General features: G+C 40.7%; 18 protein-coding genes and 2 tRNA genes. 15 read left to right on the forward strand and 5 right to left on the reverse strand.

Annotation, left to right across the window (positions count from 1 at the left end):
- The first annotated feature begins 63 nt into the window (after nucleotides 1–63).
- Nucleotides 64–993 (forward strand): DMT family transporter, encoded by a 930-nt coding sequence (locus tag ACHUE3_RS15290; protein WP_394193228.1) that lies wholly within the window; start codon nucleotides 64–66, stop codon nucleotides 991–993.
- 39 nt (nucleotides 994–1,032) lie between these two features.
- Here ACHUE3_RS15290 and ACHUE3_RS15295 read toward each other — a convergent pair whose 3' ends face one another.
- The gene (locus ACHUE3_RS15295) at nucleotides 1,033–1,902 is read right to left on the reverse strand and encodes a diacylglycerol/lipid kinase family protein (protein ID WP_394193229.1); all 870 of its coding nucleotides are present in this window, start codon (nucleotides 1,900–1,902) and stop codon (nucleotides 1,033–1,035) included.
- A 324-nt stretch (nucleotides 1,903–2,226) separates the two neighbouring features.
- Here ACHUE3_RS15295 and ACHUE3_RS15300 point away from each other — a divergent pair, with 324 nt between their 5' ends.
- The 3 genes from ACHUE3_RS15300 to ACHUE3_RS15310 all read left to right on the forward strand — a co-directional run bounded on the left by ACHUE3_RS15300 (nucleotide 2,227) and on the right by ACHUE3_RS15310 (nucleotide 2,814).
- Nucleotides 2,227–2,367 (forward strand): hypothetical protein, encoded by a 141-nt coding sequence (locus ACHUE3_RS15300; RefSeq protein WP_167850806.1) that lies wholly within the window; start codon nucleotides 2,227–2,229, stop codon nucleotides 2,365–2,367.
- Between the two features lie 212 nt (nucleotides 2,368–2,579).
- A tRNA-Ser gene (locus tag ACHUE3_RS15305) sits at nucleotides 2,580–2,670 on the forward strand.
- Between the two features lie 51 nt (nucleotides 2,671–2,721).
- Nucleotides 2,722–2,814 (forward strand) — tRNA-Ser (locus tag ACHUE3_RS15310).
- Between the two features lie 516 nt (nucleotides 2,815–3,330).
- Here ACHUE3_RS15310 and ACHUE3_RS15315 read toward each other — a convergent pair.
- Both ACHUE3_RS15315 and ACHUE3_RS15320 read right to left on the reverse strand, forming a co-directional pair.
- Nucleotides 3,331–4,107, reverse strand: a complete 777-nt coding sequence (locus tag ACHUE3_RS15315) for an amidohydrolase (protein ID WP_394193230.1) — start codon at nucleotides 4,105–4,107, stop codon at nucleotides 3,331–3,333.
- Nucleotides 4,095–5,237, reverse strand: a complete 1,143-nt coding sequence (locus ACHUE3_RS15320) for a methionine aminotransferase (RefSeq protein WP_394193231.1) — start codon at nucleotides 5,235–5,237, stop codon at nucleotides 4,095–4,097. The genes ACHUE3_RS15315 and ACHUE3_RS15320 overlap by 13 nt, the downstream gene beginning before the upstream one ends.
- A gap of 98 nt (nucleotides 5,238–5,335) precedes the next feature.
- Here ACHUE3_RS15320 and ACHUE3_RS15325 point away from each other — a divergent pair, with 98 nt between their 5' ends.
- The 4 genes from ACHUE3_RS15325 to ACHUE3_RS15340 are packed head-to-tail and all read left to right on the forward strand — an operon-like array spanning nucleotide 5,336 to nucleotide 7,544.
- On the forward strand, nucleotides 5,336–5,965 hold the full coding sequence (locus ACHUE3_RS15325) for a methylthioribulose 1-phosphate dehydratase (RefSeq protein ID WP_394193232.1): 630 nt from the start codon (nucleotides 5,336–5,338) through the stop codon (nucleotides 5,963–5,965).
- On the forward strand, nucleotides 5,962–6,648 hold the full coding sequence (gene mtnC, locus ACHUE3_RS15330; RefSeq protein WP_394193233.1) for an acireductone synthase: 687 nt from the start codon (nucleotides 5,962–5,964) through the stop codon (nucleotides 6,646–6,648). Before ACHUE3_RS15325 ends, mtnC begins: the two co-directional genes overlap by 4 nt.
- A complete protein-coding gene (locus tag ACHUE3_RS15335; RefSeq protein ID WP_394193234.1) occupies nucleotides 6,645–7,187 on the forward strand; it encodes a 1,2-dihydroxy-3-keto-5-methylthiopentene dioxygenase in 543 nt (180 codons plus the stop codon). Before mtnC ends, ACHUE3_RS15335 begins: the two co-directional genes overlap by 4 nt.
- Before the next feature lie 18 nt (nucleotides 7,188–7,205).
- Nucleotides 7,206–7,544, forward strand: coding sequence for a gamma-glutamylcyclotransferase family protein (locus ACHUE3_RS15340; protein WP_394193235.1), 339 nt, complete (start codon nucleotides 7,206–7,208; stop codon nucleotides 7,542–7,544).
- Here the strand turns inward: ACHUE3_RS15340 and mtnA are convergent.
- Nucleotides 7,541–8,566: an S-methyl-5-thioribose-1-phosphate isomerase gene (gene mtnA, locus ACHUE3_RS15345; protein ID WP_394193339.1), complete on the reverse strand. Its 1,026-nt coding sequence runs from the start codon at nucleotides 8,564–8,566 to the stop codon at nucleotides 7,541–7,543. The genes ACHUE3_RS15340 and mtnA overlap by 4 nt on opposite strands.
- A 133-nt stretch (nucleotides 8,567–8,699) precedes the next feature.
- On the opposite strand from mtnA, the gene mtnK reads away from it, so the two are divergent.
- The gene (mtnK, locus tag ACHUE3_RS15350) at nucleotides 8,700–9,917 is read left to right on the forward strand and encodes an S-methyl-5-thioribose kinase (protein ID WP_394193236.1); all 1,218 of its coding nucleotides are present in this window, start codon (nucleotides 8,700–8,702) and stop codon (nucleotides 9,915–9,917) included.
- 45 nt (nucleotides 9,918–9,962) lie between these two features.
- Here the strand turns inward: mtnK and ACHUE3_RS15355 are convergent, their stop codons facing one another.
- The gene (locus tag ACHUE3_RS15355) at nucleotides 9,963–11,753 is read right to left on the reverse strand and encodes a DUF885 domain-containing protein (RefSeq protein ID WP_394193237.1); all 1,791 of its coding nucleotides are present in this window, start codon (nucleotides 11,751–11,753) and stop codon (nucleotides 9,963–9,965) included.
- Between the two features lie 335 nt (nucleotides 11,754–12,088).
- On the opposite strand from ACHUE3_RS15355, the gene ACHUE3_RS15360 reads away from it, so the two are divergent.
- The 6 genes from ACHUE3_RS15360 to tatB all read left to right on the forward strand — a co-directional run bounded on the left by ACHUE3_RS15360 (nucleotide 12,089) and on the right by tatB (nucleotide 16,840).
- On the forward strand, nucleotides 12,089–13,075 hold the full coding sequence (locus ACHUE3_RS15360) for a GGDEF domain-containing protein (RefSeq protein ID WP_394193340.1): 987 nt from the start codon (nucleotides 12,089–12,091) through the stop codon (nucleotides 13,073–13,075).
- Between the two features lie 98 nt (nucleotides 13,076–13,173).
- Nucleotides 13,174–13,929, forward strand: coding sequence for a bifunctional demethylmenaquinone methyltransferase/2-methoxy-6-polyprenyl-1,4-benzoquinol methylase UbiE (gene ubiE, locus ACHUE3_RS15365; RefSeq protein ID WP_099295194.1), 756 nt, complete (start codon nucleotides 13,174–13,176; stop codon nucleotides 13,927–13,929).
- Nucleotides 13,930–13,965: 36 nt separating this feature from the next.
- Nucleotides 13,966–14,580 (forward strand): ubiquinone biosynthesis accessory factor UbiJ, encoded by a 615-nt coding sequence (locus tag ACHUE3_RS15370; protein ID WP_394193238.1) that lies wholly within the window; start codon nucleotides 13,966–13,968, stop codon nucleotides 14,578–14,580.
- 9 nt (nucleotides 14,581–14,589) lie between these two features.
- Entirely contained in the window at nucleotides 14,590–16,194 is a 1,605-nt protein-coding gene (ubiB, locus tag ACHUE3_RS15375) for a ubiquinone biosynthesis regulatory protein kinase UbiB (RefSeq protein WP_394193239.1), read from the forward strand.
- Between the two features lie 68 nt (nucleotides 16,195–16,262).
- Entirely contained in the window at nucleotides 16,263–16,502 is a 240-nt protein-coding gene (gene tatA, locus ACHUE3_RS15380) for a Sec-independent protein translocase subunit TatA (protein ID WP_394193240.1), read from the forward strand.
- 5 nt (nucleotides 16,503–16,507) lie between these two features.
- A complete protein-coding gene (gene tatB, locus ACHUE3_RS15385; RefSeq protein WP_394193241.1) occupies nucleotides 16,508–16,840 on the forward strand; it encodes a Sec-independent protein translocase protein TatB in 333 nt (110 codons plus the stop codon).
- Nucleotides 16,841–16,873 lie beyond the last annotated feature (33 nt).

Below are 16,873 nucleotides of genomic sequence, written 5' to 3' on the forward strand. Positions count from 1 at the left end.
TATACACAACCACTCTAAAATACACACTTAATCTACACCCTCCATCAACTTTGGAACAATGCCATGAAAAGTATTGCGCTTTACCTTGTTACTGTACTTATTTGGGGCTCAACATGGCTCGCTATTGAATTTCAATTAGGTGATGTCGCCGTTGAAACATCACTGTTTTACCGTTTTGCACTGGCCGCCATTATCATGTGGTGCTGGGTAAGTGTTAAAAAGTTACCCATGCAATACGCTAAAAAAGATCATGCTTTCTTTGCCTTATTAGCCTTGTGTAACTTTGGTTTAAATTACTTAATGTTGTATTGGGCGCAAAACCACTTAACTTCAGCCATGGCTTCAATCGCTTTTTCATTACTGTTATTAATGAATATTATTAATACGCGCTTATTTTTTGGCAAACCGATCGCTAAACGTATTTATTTCGGTGCCCTTTTAGGGGTAATAGGTATTGGTTGCTTATTCTGGCCACAACTACAGCAGTTCGACCTGAATAATGAGGTGTTGGTCGGTTTACTACTTGCCCTTACAGGTACCTTTGTGGCTTCATTGGGTAATATGGTGAGCGTAAGAAACTCCAAACAACACATTGGCGTAATGCAAGGCAATGCTTGGGGCATGCTGTACAGCGCAGTTGGCTTATTCGTTTACCTGCTTATAAGCGATGCAAGTATGAGCTTTGTAGCACCAGCGAGTTACTGGTATTCATTAATCTATTTAGCCGTATTTGGCACTGTTATCGCATTTGCTTGTTATTTTGCACTGCTTAAAAATATCGGTCCAGAGCGAGCAAGCTACGTTATTGTTTTGTTTCCATTGGTAGCAGTAACCTTGAGCACATTATTTGAAGGCTTTATGTGGCAGGCCAATACCTTTTTAGGGTTTAGTTTAGTATTGCTTGGCAACGCTATCGTGCTGACACCAACTAAAAAAATTAACGCTTTTTTTGCAGCAAGAGCTATGCAGCAAAAAAGCTCCATCCCCAGTTAGAATGCACAATAGTGCAACTAACGCCAAAGCGCCTACTTGTTAGGCGCTTTTTTTATTTTCTGAAGGCACACAAAACCGTAATGCCTGCGGGTGTACCGTAATCGTTGCAGGTGTTTCGCCTATTAGCTCTCCATCAGCTTCTATAGGTAACCCCTCACTTGTTATACACGCTTTATCCAAGCGCTGATAACTCAACCCTCGCATTGTATGATGACAGCCTAACAACAAGCGGATAAAACTATACAAGTTTGAAAACAATCCATGTGCAGGCATGGCATAGCATTCTAATTTTCCATCCGATAATTGAGCTTTTGGGGCGATGGCTAATCCACCACCAAAATAACGGTGATTCGCAAACACTGTAATCAAATTTTTGTGATCAATAATTTCATTAGCAAAGCGTCCATTCAATCTAGCAGGTTTATATTTTAATAAATGTTGAAAGCCTGCGAGACTATAACCCAAAGACGATAAATTAGACTTCTCTTGTAACGCTTTAACAACATGCGCATCAAACCCAACACCGGCCACGTTAATAAAATAGCGGTTATTAATTTGCCCAATATCAATTGCCTGCTCTTGTTCAGCAAACACAGCTTGCTGCCACGCCACTTGTGAGCATGCAAAACCTCTTGCGAAATCATTCCCCGTACCTAAAGGTAACAACGCCAATGAACAACCTGTTTTAAGTAATGCATTCACAGCAAGGTGGAGTGTACCATCTCCCCCTAATACAACAGCACGCATATGCGGCTTAGCCAATTGCGCTATTTTTGTACAATCAGCCTTAAAATCTCCTGTTGTTGCAAATGTGTCAACATAAACTTGCCGTTTTTCGCACTCTTCATACAACCAAGTAAACATTTTTTTATGTTTTTTTTTCGTACTTGGCTTTATTATTATTAGCATTGATTAAACATCCATTAAGCTGCTAAAAAAATAGCAATAAACAAAAAATAAATTAATCTGAATAATTAATCACTTTATTCAAAAGTAAATGCATACTAAAAACATAAAATAGCTTAAACCACTGTAAAAAAGCTATTTATAACATTATTAAAATTCATAACCATGCAAGACACTACAAAATAAAAAACTTAACGCCAAGTTAATAACCCCTAAATACATTAGTTATTTTAATCCGACCACCTTACTTTTTATCGTTTTATTTTTGTGCAATTAAACGTCAGAATAGCCACGTTTTCAAGACAGACATAACCCGGAGCAAAAGTAATGAACACAGTAAATACATTAAATCAAAATACAGCAGCCCATGTTGCCGTAAAACCAACCAATCGCAAAGCAAAAATACTTAAGCGACTTAACCAGTACGGTAAAGCACTCGCGCTAGGCGGCGTAATACAATACAAATAATCACCCAACCATGATTATTTTAGCGGTGCAGCAAACACCCAACCACTAAACGAAGATACTTCTTTAGCTCCCTCGTTTGCTGCAACCTCTTCTTAAAACAATTAAAAACCCCCTCTTTTATAAAAAAACACACCTTTTAGAACAAAAAACCAGCAAACGATCTTTTTTACTATTTACACACCCCAATCACCTGCGTATTATTCTTTCCCAACGGAGAGATGGCAGAGTGGTCGAATGCACCGGTCTTGAAAACCGGCAGGGGTTTATAGCCCCTCTAGGGTTCAAATCCCTATCTCTCCACCATTATTAGATTTTGGTGGTTCACTCGATCATCAAAATGACAGTTTATGCGTCGGAGAGGTGGCCGAGTGGCCGAAGGCGCTCCCCTGCTAAGGGAGTATAGGGTTTGTAGCTCTATCGAGGGTTCGAATCCCTCCTTCTCCGCCATTTAATAACGAAGAAAGCCCCGCAATTTATTGTGGGGCTTTTTTTGTTGTTAAAATGGCAGAAGGCGGGTGAGAACCCTCGACCAGGGTTCGATAAAATGTCAGGAACATTTTAGGCCGCTGCAAGCGTCGCGAAGCGATTGATTACATGGACGTAAGCAAGCCCATCCCTACGTTTGACACAAATATCAGTATGAAAAGCCTATCGTTTTATGTCCGTAACCTTTACACCGATGAAGGAGGGTGATAATCCTCGATCAGGGTTCGATAAAATGTCAGGAACACTATAGGCCGCTGCAAGCGTCGCGAAGCGATTGATTACATGGACGTAAGCAAGCCCATCCCCACGTTTGACACAAATATCAGTATGAAAAGCCTATCGTTTTATGTCCGTAACCTTTACACCGATGAAAGGGGGTGAGAATCAAAGCAAAAACCTTCCTATTCGCAGCGTTCTTTTCTCCTCGGGTTTCGTAATACTCAACCCAAGCTACGGAGTATATCGCAGCATTTTATTTCAGCAGTCCAAACTAAACCCGTCAGCATCCAGATGTGCGGGGAAGCTTTGTTTAAATTGCTCCAGAGGCTGTTTATCAAGTGTAGTAATTATAGTCTCCACTTTATCATCTGCTGTAGTCGCCAGCTTATCGCCTTTAAAATCATACACGGCAGTACCGCCGTTATGGGCTACGCCGTTGCCATCTTCCCCAACGCGGTTTACACCTATTACATAACATACGTTTTCCATAGCGCGGGCCATTAATAAGGTATCCCACACTTTGCGTCTTGCTGCAGGCCAATTAGCCACATTGATCATCACGTCATAATCATTGCGGCTGCGCTGAAATACCGGAAAACGTAAGTCATAGCATACTTGCGGTAGAATTCTAAAACCATTGAGAGTAAACACTTCGCGTTGCTCACCCGCTTTAACAAACTCACCTTCTTTACCTAAACAAAATAAGTGACGCTTATCGTAAAATTTCACCTCGCCATTAGGCCAAACCCAATAAAAGCGGTTGGCTTTTTTATCACCTTGTTGCACCAACACCGAGCCTGCTATCACGGAACTGGTTAATTTTGCCGTCGCAATCATCCAATCAAGTACTTTACCATTTTCGGGCTCCGCACAATCTAGATTAATGGCAAAGCCAGTGGCAAAGGTTTCAGGTAATAAAATCAAGTCTACCGCATTATCAATATTGGCAATTTTATCGTCAAATGCTGCCAAATTAGTTTCTTTATCGAGCCAGTTTAGTGATGCTTGAATAGAAGCGATGGTTATAGTTGACATAAAATCTCCGCAGCTTGAATCAGTGTGGCTTCATTTTTAGCAAAACATAAGCGTATGACCTTATCATTGCTGGGCTTTTCATAAAATACACTAAGTGGGATGGCGGCAACACCCGCTTGCTCTACTAACCAGTGGCAAAACTCGACATCATTTAAATCTGAAACATCGCTGTAGTCGAGTAATAAAAAGTAAGTGCCTTCACTAGGTAAAATGGTAAAACGGCTATCTTTAAGGGCATTACTCAGCACATCGCGCTTTCGTTGATAAAACTCACTGAGCTCATCAACATGCTCACCTTGCTGCTCTAACATATCAGCCAGTGCATGTTGCGCCGGGGTAAAGCTTGAAAACGTCACATATTGGTGAATTTTGCGAAATTCCACCGCAAGCTCAGCTGGCGCAATGCAATAACCCATTTTCCACCCTGTACTGTGAAACGTTTTGCCAAAGCTTGAGATAACAAAACTCTTAGAAAACAATTCTTCATCACGTAGTACACTTAAATGCGGTTGCTGATCAAACGTAATATGCTCATAGACTTCATCACTTATTACATACAAATCATGTTGCGCGACTAAGCTTCTTAGCTTATTTATATCATCTTGTTTAAACGTTTTACCACTTGGGTTATGGGGTGTATTTATAATAATTGCGCGGGTGTTAGTGGTTATTGCATTTGTGACTACTGACCAGTCAATTGCATAATCTGGCGCATGCAATGCAACATGTACAGCGCGACCACCTGCAAGCTCAATGGCTGGTTGGTACGAATCGTAAGCAGGGTCAAATACAATAACTTCATCACCTTTACGCACAATTGCTTGAATCGCTACAAACAGCGCTTCGGTAGCACCCGAAGTCACGGTAACTTGCTCACTCGCATTAATATTCGCATCATATTTACGCTGTGCTAGTTCAGCTATCTGTTGCTGTAGGCGTGGTACTCCACTTGATGGTGAATATTGATTAAGTCCTTCGAGTACATAATGATTAAGCTGTTTTTTAAGTAGCTCTGGCGCATCAAACTCTGGGAAACCTTGGGATAAATTTATCGCCGAAAACTGATTTGCAAGTGCGCTCATTTGACTAAAAATACTGGTGCCTAAATTTGGCAATTTACTTTCAAACACTGGTTACCCTTAATGATGGTTTTGCACCCAAAGCGATGCTATCATTGCAAATAGCAGAAGTATAGCCGTCTAAATAACTTTGGTAGCTTGAGGAATATATGCATAACAATACCGCTATTTCAGAACTTATAGAAGCAGGAAAATGGATCAGCCAACAAGGCTGGGTACCCGCAACCGGTGGAAACTTTTCAGCGCGCACCAGTACAGGTTTTGTTGTCACTGCCAGCGGCTTCGATAAAGGTAAGCTAGGTACTCACACCTTTATTGAGCTTGATCATCAAGGGAATAGACAAACTGGAGGCTCTAAACCTTCAGCTGAAACTGAGTTACATTTAAGCATATATAAGTTAATTCCTATCGCTAATTTTGTTTTGCATACTCACTCTGTCGCGGCGACGGTTTTATCTCGTATTATTAAAGGCCACAGCTTAAACTTACAAGGTTACGAGATGCAAAAGTCACTGCGTGGCGTAAGCTCGCATTTAGAGGTTTTAAGCATTCCTATTTTTGATAACGACCAAAATATTGACCGCTTAAGCTTATTAGTCAGTGACCATCATCTACACACCCCTATTGAGCACGGTGTGCTTATTCGTGGGCACGGATTATATGTAGTTGGCCGTGACATACGCGAAGTACGCCGACAATTAGAAGGTCTTGAATTTTTATTTAGCTGCGAATTAGAACGCTTAAAATTAGAAGGTCTTCACACAGAGGTCGCATTATGATCAAAGCATTATTAACGGATATTGAAGGCACCATCACCCGCATTTCATTTGTCAAAGAAGTGCTTTTTCCTTATGCCGCAGCGCAATTGCCAACATTTGTAGCAGCCAACCAGCAACATACTATAGTTGCTGAACAAATTGATGCAGTGAAGGCACTTATTGATCAACCAAATGCAGATATAGACACCGTAATTAATACGTTACTCGAATGGATAGCTGCAGATAAAAAAATTACCCCACTTAAGCAGCTACAAGGGCTAATTTGGCAAACTGGCTACGAAAATGGCGATTTTAATGGCCATTTATATCCCGATGCCTACCAATTTTTGCAAACTCAACAACAAGCTGGGCAACAGTTATATGTGTACTCGTCGGGTTCAGTAAAAGCCCAGCAATTAATTTTTCAATACTCAGATTTTGGTGATATTCGCCCACTGTTTACTGATTACTTTGATACCCAAGTAGGAGCCAAACAACAACCTAGCGCCTATGAAAATATTATTTCGCAACTACCGTTTGTCGCCAATGAAGTATTATTTTTAAGTGATGTAGTTGCAGAGCTTGATGCCGCTAAAGCTGCAGGTTTAAAAACTTTACACTTAATTCGCGATGGTCAAGAAAGCTCGCCTGCACATAATTATATTAACGATTTCAGCCAATTTACTGCGGAGCATTTAGCATGAGCCAACTGACTATTTTTGCCGATTGTAATGGCAGCAATGCATTATTAACCACTCAAGATGCAACACAAATTACCGCAGAACTGAATAAAGTAAGTGTTCGTTTTGAACAATGGCAGGCAAACGCAACCATTACCGAGACAACCAGTCAGGATGATATAATTAACGCCTACAGCAGCGATATAGAGCGCTTAAAACAACAAGGTGGTTATCAAACGGTTGATGTAATTTCATTAGCAAAAGGCAACCCCGCAGCTGAAGAGCTGCGTGCTAAGTTTTTATTCGAACACACCCACAGTGAAGATGAAGTGCGCTTTTTTGTTAAGGGCCAAGGCCTATTTTGCCTGCATATTAATGACAAAGTTTATCAAGTGCTTTGCCAACAAGGCGATTTAATTTCAGTGCCTGAGCTGACTCCACATTGGTTTGATATGGGCAGCGATCCAGAGTTTACCGCTATTCGCTTATTTAATAACACTGAAGGCTGGGTGGCACAGAGTACTGAGTCTGAGATTGCTAAGCAATTTCCGTTATTAGATTAAGTATCGACAGGAATTTAAATGGAAAAACTATTTTCATACGGCACACTGCAACTAGAGCAAGTACAACTTGATACCTTTGGTCGTTTGCTCCAAGGCGAGCCGGCAACGCTTACTGGGTATATTGTCGGTGAGGTGGAAATTACTGATGCCGCCGTGCTAAAAAGCAGTGGTCAACGGTTTCACCCCTCTTTAATAAAAACAGGACAAACAACCGACATCGTCACGGGCACCATTTTTAGTATTACCGAGCAAGAACTAGTGAATGCCGATAGCTACGAAGTCGATGACTACATCCGTGTCGAAGAGCTATTTAGCACCGGCAGTAATGCTTGGGTATATGTGGCGAAAAAAGGCTAGATCAGCTTTTTTAATTCACCCGCTAGCACTTGCGATTGATGATACACGCCAGTATCTAACACCCAACCAGTAATAAGCTTAGCGGGGGTTACATCAAAGGCAGGGTTATACACTTGGGCATTACTCGGTGCCCACAGTGCCTCACCAAAACTACCACTAACACCTCGCACCTCTGCGCTATTGCGTTGCTCAATCTCAATATCTGCGCCGCATGCTGTATTTACATCGAGCGTAGTAAGCGGTGCAACAACATAAAACTCAATGTTATGAAAGTGCGCCAACACGGCTAAATTATACGTGCCGACTTTATTGGCAAAATCACCATTGGCAGCAATACGATCAGCGCCAACAAAAATTTTATCAACCTTGCCTGCAGCCATTAAGCTTGCCGCCATATTGTCGCAAATCAGTGTGTAAGGTACTTGCCAGCGCTCAAGTTCAAACGCGGTTAACCGCCCACCTTGTAATAACGGCCGAGTTTCATCAACCCAAACATGAATATCACCATGTTGCTGCTGGGCCTTATAAATAACACCTAAAGCGGTGCCAATACCTGCAGTAGCGAGCGCCCCAGTATTACAATGAGTAAGAATATTATCGCCGCTTCTCACCAATGCTGCTCCGTGGTTTGCCATACTTTCACACAAGGCAATATCTTCATTAAATAAGTTAACCGCGCAGCTTACAATCGCGGTAACAAAGTCATCCTGCTGTAAGGCAGTACGCAATTTTGCCATGCAGTGCATTAAATTAACCGCTGTTGGTCTTGTGGCTTCTAACTCATCAATCGCTGCTGCCAATGCGGCTTTCTCATACCCCTGCTCAGCTAAATGCGCGACCAGTAAACTTGCACCTAAACCAATCAGCGGTGCGCCACGAATTTTTAAGCTTAAGATTAAATCTCGCATAGTCGCTACATCACCGCACACATGCCATACCTGCTGGTGGGGCAATAAATACTGATCTAACACACTTAATGTATTATTTTGATATTTTAAACTGCTCGCGATGAGATCTTGCATCATTAATCCTGACAATGTTTTTTACTGCTATTTATTCTACAGCAGTTTTTAAACCATACAACCAAGAAGTATAGACATCTAAACGGTTGAGAGTATAGAATGCTGCACCTGCTTATTTTATGAGATTCTCTTTATGGCCGATTATTTTGCTTTTAATGCCAAGAACGCTGTTGATTATATTAAACACCTTATTAAAAATGACGGTCTAAATTATTTTAATAAAGAGACTGAATTGACGGCTTATGAGTTTGGTGATGGCAATTTAAATCTGGTATTTAGAATAAGAGATGAAAGCAATAACAGTGTTATTTTAAAACAAGCACTGCCGTATGCTCGCTGTGTTGGGGAATCATGGCCACTTACATTAGACCGCGCCCGCATTGAGGCTGAAGTACTCATTAACCACGGTGCTATTTGCTCAGAGCACACTGCACAAGTCGTGCATTACAACCCTACACTTGCCCTAACGGTGCTTGAAGATTTAGGCCACCTACAAATATTGCGCGGCGCGCAAATTAACGCTGAGCAGTTTCCTTTACTTGCTGAACATGTAGCACATTACCTAAGCTATACCGGTTTTTATAACTCAGATTTTTATCTAGCCGCACAAGATAAAAAAGCGAAAGTGAGTCAGTTTAGCAACCCAGAGTTGTGCCAAATCACCGAAGATTTATTTTTTAGTGACCCCTATGTTATTCATGAGCGTAATAATTTCCCCACTGAGCTTAGCGAACATGTTGCCAGCATTCGTAATAACTCAGCACTTAAATTTGCCGCTGCAAAATTGAAAGCCAAGTTTTTATCTTGCCCGCAAACACTGCTACATGGTGACATGCACAGCGGCAGTATTTTTGTTGATCAACAAACAACGAAGATAATCGACCCAGAGTTTGGCTTTTTCGGCCCTGTTGGCTTTGATATCGGCTCGTTTATGGGTAACATTTTATTAAATTATTGTGCGCAAAACGCACGTATAGCTGAATTAGCTAAGCGCCGCCAATATCAAACCCACTTACTGACTTGCCTACAAGATAGTTATACATTATTTGAGCAAAAATGGATTAACCTCATTAATCAGCATAGTAATGATGCAAGTTTAGCTAGCCCTGAATTTGCACGCTATTACTTACAACAAGTGCTACAAGATGCTATCGGTTACTGTGGCGCAGAACTCATTCGCCGCACAATAGGCTTGGCCCATGTTGCAGACATTGATGGGATTGAAGACGAGAAAGCGCGCTTAGCAGTGCAGCAGCAAACTCTTATTCTTGGTGAACAACTCATGGTAAATGCTCAAGGTTGTAACGATAAAGATGACTTTTTTACTTTATTGATCAGCTTATTAAATTAATACTACGGGGTCAGTAGCAATGCGCTACTGACCCCGCGTTATGCGTTATGCGTCAGATTTAGCCAGTTCAGATTGAATGTATAAGCGAACTTGCTCTTCTAATACAGAAAGTGGCACCGAACCATGGCGCAAAATTTGGTTATGGAACTCACGAATATCAAAGTTTTGACCCAAAGCCTGTTCAGCTTCTTTACGTAAACGTTTAATAGTTAGCTCACCAATTTTGTATGACAGTGCTTGAGCTGGCCATGAAATATAACGGTCAGTTTCTGTTTTCACATTGTGTAATGAAAGCGCAGTGTTTTCACTCATAAAGTTCATTGCACGTTCACGACTCCAGCCATACATATGCATACCTGTATCAACTACTAAACGCGCAGCACGCCACATTTCGTAGGTTAAGCGGCCAAAATTACTGTATGGGTCTTGATAAAAACCTGCCTCAAGGCCCAAGTATTCTGAATATAATCCCCAGCCTTCACCAAACGCTGATAAATACGCATCACGTCGGTAGCTTGGTAAATATTCTAACTCAGCGTTTAAGGCAATCTGTAAGTGATGACCCGGAACAGCCTCATGTAATGTCAGTGCTTCTAATACATACAAAGGGCGCTTATCAAGTGCATACGTATTTACCCAATAGTAGCCAGCTTGATCATCACGACGTGACCCAGAATAACGACCTGTTGTGTACTTAGGTGCAATACTCGCAGGTACTGGAGCAACGCCATATGGCAAACGCGGTAAGGTATGAAATAATTTTGGTAACTGCGCATCCATTTTTTTTGCAATGTAAGATGCTTCTTTTAATAGCTCTTCTGGCGTAGTTGCATAAAACTGTGGGTCGGTACGTAAAAAGTGCACAAACTCGGCGAATGTGCCCTCAAAGCCAACTTGTTTAATAACTTCATCCATCTCAGCACGAATACGCGCCACTTCTTTTAAACCCAGCTCGTGAATTTCTTTTGGCGTCATATCGGTGGTGGTGTAGTACTTTGCACGATTAGCATAAAACGCTTCGCCATTAGGCGTAGACGAAATACCAATGTCACTGCGTGCACCCGGTTGATATTCTTCATTAAAGAAAGTCAGATAATCTTTATAAGCACCAATCACTTGCTCTTTGATTACTTTTTTCGCTTGCTGTTGCAGCGTGCTAAACTCACTACTAGATAGGCCTGCAGTGTTAGTTAAAAATGGCTTATAAAACTCAGATTGCGTTACATCATCCACAATATAGGCAGTGATTGAGTCTTGATAACCCTGTAATACAGCTTTAGGCTGAGTTAGCCCGACCTCTAAACCTTTACGCATCCAACCAATATTTTGCGCGAAAAATCGAGGAACTTGCTGCAAACGTTCTAGATATAGCTGAAAATCTGCCGACGTTTTAAAATCAGATTGCGATACCATAAATGATAGGCTTGAGTGAAAACCATATTCCGAAGTAAGCGGCATATAATGGCTATTAAATACATACTCATCCACACTGTTTTGTACTTGCGCACGTATGATGGTTAAGTTTATACGGTTTTCTTCACTTAGCTTGCTTACATCAATCGCATCTAGCTGTGCTAAAAGTGCGGTATTTTTTTGATATTTTGCCTCTAAAAATTCAGCACTTAAATTACTTAGTAAGTAACCATCAACCCCCTCGGGATTACTAAATGGACTGATACTCTGGCGATAATCAACGATTGATTGCGCCACAGTAGTAAACTGCTGATCGCTATCAACTGTGGTCATTTGGCAAGCACTAAGCGAGCAGATAAATGCAATGCTCAATAATGAATGGCGTAATGCACCGCTTGGTTTTTTGTTGGTATTTATTTTCATATTAAAGTTCTGCAATTATTACATGGCGTTTAAATTACCTTATCGCAGAGGTTTTACCAAAATAAATGCGACCAAAGACGATGCTCAATTATCAACCACGCTATGCCTAGTACTTAATCAGTAGTTTAATATTGATGATAAAGTAGGCGGCAGAGCAAAAAAAATCGATGGATCTGTGCCAAAAATCACATTTTTACTTTTAAAAAGGCGCGATACAGATTAATGTAGTGAGAATGTCGTATGCTAGGAAAGCACTGATGTCTTATGGAGCGAGGCAATTAATTTAGCTATTTTGCGTATTTAGTTGGTATAAATAAATGATGTTCCATGACTCCATGGCTATTGCTCAAGAAAAAATGACAAAAGTATGTATCTTTTTAGAGCATCACGCATTACCCCCATCGCCGCTAAATTATAACGTTGTCTATACCTATATAAGCCAAGTTAACACAGAATTAAATGCAACCATTGATCGTGCTTTAGCCCTTGGGCAAACAATTGACTGTGTTTACATTGAACAACTGTACTTTGATTATATGGATAAAGCCCACCAAGCAGAAACATCTATGGTTCAAAATGTTGATGGAATAATAAGCTCGTTATCACGCAGCGCAAACTCAACAGAAAAAGATATAATGCGCTTTGCCAATCAGGTTAGTGATTGTGTTCACTCTTTAGATGAAAAAAACATTCAGCAAAGCCGCAATGCATTAAATATCTTAAGTAAACATACAGCGCACTTACTTACTCAACATCAACAATTTAAACAAGAGCTCATAAAAGCCAAAAGACTCCAAGAAAAAACCCAGCAGCAACTTGTGCAATTACGTACAAAACATATCACCGACCAGCAAACTGGCTTATACAAGCGACACTACCTTAACCAACAAACTCAATTATGGTTAGATCAGCAAAAATCGGTGTGTGCTATTGCAATTCAAATAGATAACTTAGATCACTTTATTGATAATTATGGTGACATGATAGGCGAAGTTATTCTAAACAAAGTAGCAAAGCAAATTCAAAAATATGTATTTGAAAGTGGCTTACCAGGGCGCACAGGAAAAGCTGAGTTTACCGTTTTATTAGCTGATATAGACCCAGAAACGGCTAACGTCATCGCAGAAAAGGTCCGTAACGGCGTTGAAAAACTGCGATTTGTAAGCTCTAAAAGCGGGATTAAATTACCCACAATAGACTTATCTTTAGGCATCGCAAAGCACAGTGACGAAAAAGACTTTAATAAACTCGCCCGCAAAGCATCTAATGCAGCACATAAAGCGCGTTCATTAGGGCAAAGCAGCTTTATCGCAGGTCAATGATCTGCACCTTGATCCACAAGCATTTTTTCCATAATCAAATTGCACCTCAGGGTCACTATCAAGTACACTAGTCTCTATAATCAAGAAAGAGATTTATCATGAACGAGAATCAACAAAAGACGACGCATTTTGGCTATCAAACAGTAGCTGAAACCGACAAAGCCTCGATGGTTGCCGACGTATTTCATTCTGTAGCAGCTAAATACGATGTGATGAATGACTTAATGTCTTTTGGTATTCACCGTTTGTGGAAACGACAAACTATCGCCAGTTCAGGTGTTCGCAAAGGCCATCACGTGCTTGATTTAGCAGGTGGTACAGGCGACTTAACCGCCAAGTTTAGTCAATTAGTGGGTGAAACAGGCCAAGTAGTACTTGGTGATATAAACTCTTCTATGCTCAAAGTCGGTCGTGAAAAGCTGCATAACTTAGGCCTCGTAGGTAATATCGATTACGTGCAAATGAACGCTGAAGCATTACCGTTCCCAGATAACAGCTTTGACTTGATCACCATCGCGTTTGGCCTTCGTAATGTTACCGATAAAGATAAAGCATTGCGCTCTATGTACCGTATTTTAAAGCCAGGTGGCCGTTTACTGGTATTAGAATTTTCAAAGCCAGAGCATGAAGCGCTCAGTAAAGCCTATGACTTTTATTCATTTAACCTATTGCCAACAATGGGCAAACTAGTCGCAAATGATAGTGAATCATACAAATATTTAGCTGAGTCTATACGTATGCATCCTGACCAAGACACGTTAAAAGCGATGATGAATGATGCCGGCTTTGAACAAACTACTTATCAGAATTTAACAGGCGGCATTGTTGCTCTGCATCGTGGTTTTAAATATTAAAATTTAAATCGACCAAAACCGAATTAAGGTGTTGTTATGTTTACTAACTTTTTAGTTGCAATAGTAGAACGTATTTTAAATACCAGCTTAAAACTAGACAGCACCTTAATAGATAAGCTAGCACCGATTGCGCATAAGCAACTGCTTATTGAAATACGCGATTGGCAACAGCGGTTTTTATTGGTTTTTTCAGACCAACAACTACACCTTTACAGCACAGAAGAAAATCAATATGACTGCATGATAAGCGGTGATATTGACACATTAATGGCACTGCAAAACCCCGCAATGCTGACCCAGCTTATCCGCCAAGATAAATTAGACCTGCAAGGCGATTTGAATATTGCACAAGGCTTTAGTAACGCTTTTGCAGCGATGGATGTAGATTGGCCGGAGCATTTTTCACGTTATTTAGGTGACGCCCCAGCCCAGCAATTATGGTTATCATTAAAAAGTGTGCAGCAAAAAGGTCAAGCGGCTGATAAAAAGCTCGCCACAACGCTCAGCCAGTTATGCCAAGATGAGCTAAAAGTAACCATTCATCCTATTGAACTTGAACAGTTCAAACAACACACGCGTCAATTAAAAGGTCACGTTGCTCAACTAGAGCAACGCATTAACCGATTACTCCAAAACCACTCAATTCAGTAAGGATTATTTGTGTCAGCAGCTCGGCTTTATTACATTACCAAAACCCTGCTTAATTATGGTTTAGATGAGTTAATCCCACCCAAAAAAATTCCTTGGTATGGTAAAGCGGGTCGCGCTTGTTTGTTTTGGCTAAAAAACAAACACCAAGAAAAACCTGCGGGTTTACGCCTGCGTTTAGCATTGCAACAGCTCGGCCCTGTTTGGATTAAATTTGGTCAAATGCTCTCAACGCGACGTGATTTATTACCGCATGATATCGCTTTAGAGCTAGCCTTGTTGCAAGATAAAGTGTTGCCTTTTGAAGGCGCACTTGCCCAGACGCTAATTGAAAATGCACTAGATATAAACGATATTAGCGAATGCTTTAGTGATTTTGAACAAACCCCTCTTGCTTCCGCATCTATCGCACAAGTTCACACTGCTACGTTAATTGATGAAAATAACCAACCACAAGACGTAGTTATTAAAGTTATTCGCCCAGATATAAAAGTACAAATTGATGCAGACTTAGCCTTAATGGAAAAGTTTGCTAAAGTGGTAGCAAAGCTGGTTAATGAAGCAAAGCGTCTGCGCCCTGTAGAAGTGGTCAAAGAGTACAAAAAGACCCTTCTGGATGAGCTCGATTTAATGCGTGAAGGCGCCAACGCAATTCAACTTAGACGAAACTTTGAAGACTCGGATTCACTTTATATCCCTTACGTTTATAGCGACTATAGCCGGGCAAATATTTTAGTTATGGAGCGCATATACGGCATTGCCGTCTCTGATACTGAATCATTACTAGCTCAAAACACTAACATGAAACTCCTTGCTGAACGCGGGGTTGAGGTGTTTTTCACGCAAGTGTTCCGCGACAGCTTTTTCCATGCAGATATGCACCCAGGCAATATTTTTGTTTCTTACGATACGCCTGAGAACCCTAAGTTCATTGGTATTGATTGCGGTATAGTCGGCACACTAAATAAAGAAGATAAGCGCTATCTAGCAGAAAATTTCATCGCCTTTTTTAATCGCGATTACCGACAGGTTGCTCAATTACATGTTGACTCTGGCTGGGTGCCAAAAGATACCTGTGTTGAAGAATTTGAATTTGCTATTCGCACTGTCTGTGAGCCTATATTTAATAAACCTCTCGCTGAAATTTCATTTGGTCACGTTTTAGTCAACCTATTTAATACCGCTCGTCGCTTTAATATGCAGGTTCAACCCCAATTAGTTCTACTGCAAAAAACCTTACTGTATGTTGAGGGCTTGGGGCGTCAACTATACCCACAATTAGATTTGTGGAAAACAGCGAAACCCTTTTTAGAAGATTGGGTTAAGCAGCAAGTAGGCCCACTTTCAGTACTTAAGCAAATGTATGCAAATCTTCCGTTTTGGGCAGAAAAAATGCCTGAATTGCCGGATTTGATTTATCACAATTTAAAACAGCAGCATAAAGCATCGTCTCCGCCCGTAGCACCAGTGTCACACAAACCACTTATTTTGAGTGTATTTGCAGGGGCTGCAATGGTCGTATCGGGTTTGTGTTATTTGCAAAACGATTTGATTGCGAGCAGTATTGCAGCAAGCTGTTCATTAATTGGCTTTGTTTTAGCGTGGCGAAGCGCATAAATTAAGTGCTATTTACATATTGCTGAGTATAATCAGCGTTAACACGACAATAAATTTTGGAGTAAGTCATGGGTTTTGGTGGTATCAGTATTTGGCAATTGTTAATTGTTTTAGCAATCATAGTATTACTTTTTGGTACTAAAAAGTTGCGTGGTATTGGTGGTGATTTAGGTAACGCCGTAAAAGGCTTCAAAAAAGCAGTCTCTGAAGAAGAACAAACGAAAACCACTGATAATATAGAGCAAGCTAATCATTCTGTGCAAAACAAAGACACGGCTGAAAAAAACAAAGAAGACCATAAGGCTTAAACTAAATGGGCATGTGGGAACTTGTTATAGTTTTAATCGTTGGCCTTGTGGTTCTTGGGCCAGAGCGGTTACCCGTTGCTATTAGAACGGTAAGCCGTTGGATTAAAACTATAAAATCTTTGGCCAATTCAGTCAAAGCAGAAGTAAATGAAGAACTTCGTGTACATGAACTACACCAAAACTTAAAAAAAGCAGAGCAGCAAAGTATGCAAGACCTAAGTCCTGCGTTAAAAGATTCTGTTGATGAATTACAAAAAGCTGCTGACTCTGTTACCCGCAGTTATAAAAAAACATCTTCTGAGCAAACAGATAAAGTGAATATTGATGAACAAAAATGAAATCTTTTTTGCGATCTGTGGTCAATTAATAGG

It is taken from the genome of Pseudoalteromonas atlantica (genome assembly GCF_043641955.1).
GTDB classification, from domain to species: Bacteria; Pseudomonadota; Gammaproteobacteria; order Enterobacterales; family Alteromonadaceae; genus Pseudoalteromonas; species Pseudoalteromonas atlantica_A.